Source organism: Vibrio sp. 10N.222.55.C6 (genome assembly GCF_041473395.1).
Classification (GTDB): domain Bacteria; phylum Pseudomonadota; class Gammaproteobacteria; order Enterobacterales; family Vibrionaceae; genus Vibrio; species Vibrio crassostreae_C.
This window is the reverse complement of record NZ_JBFRSD010000521.1, coordinates 1-612: the sequence shown is the minus strand read 5'-3', so window position 1 is coordinate 612 and position 612 is coordinate 1. Positions and strand designations below refer to the sequence as shown.

General features: G+C 41.0%; 1 pseudogene. It reads right to left on the bottom strand.

Annotated features, from left to right (window positions below):
• Positions 1-612, bottom strand: a pseudogene (locus AB4486_RS24880) (site-specific integrase); the annotation flags it as partial.

The following is a 612-nucleotide window of genomic DNA, read 5'->3' as shown; positions in this document are numbered from 1 at the left end:
ATATTGCACTTCAATCTGCTTCTTGATTTCTGCTGGCTTTTTTATGCCCATGAGCGTCAAAACTTCTGAATGACTGGCATAAATGGCAGTCATAGATAGATTAATGTGCTTGAACTGGTGTTTTAATGATGCGAGTGATACCAAACCATGCCCAACAACAAAATGGGCAAATGTTCGTCTTAATGAGTGAGTTGAAAAGTGCCAGTACAATTCTCCACTACCATTCTCTTTGATAGGGTAATATATCTTTGGCACGACAGGATTTAATAGGTTATACAGTTCATCCATTTCATCTGGAATATAACGAATATCAAGGTGTTTACCATAAAACCCCCATAGACCCCTAATGTTAACAGTATTCAATACTGTATCCTTTAGCTGGCGCTTTATATTGTCACCCCTGCCAACTGAGCCATCAAATTTAAACCGAGGCGTGAGGTGAATATCCCCCGATTCTGAGCGATAGTGGTCATTGAGTACAGATAACACCAACAATGCTTTTTCACAAATTGGTGCACACGCCCACGTATCCTCACGCGCCAGTTTTTCTAGCTTATTCGTCCATGACCGCATCGTACACAGTGTTATGCCATCAATATCGACCTCTTGGTA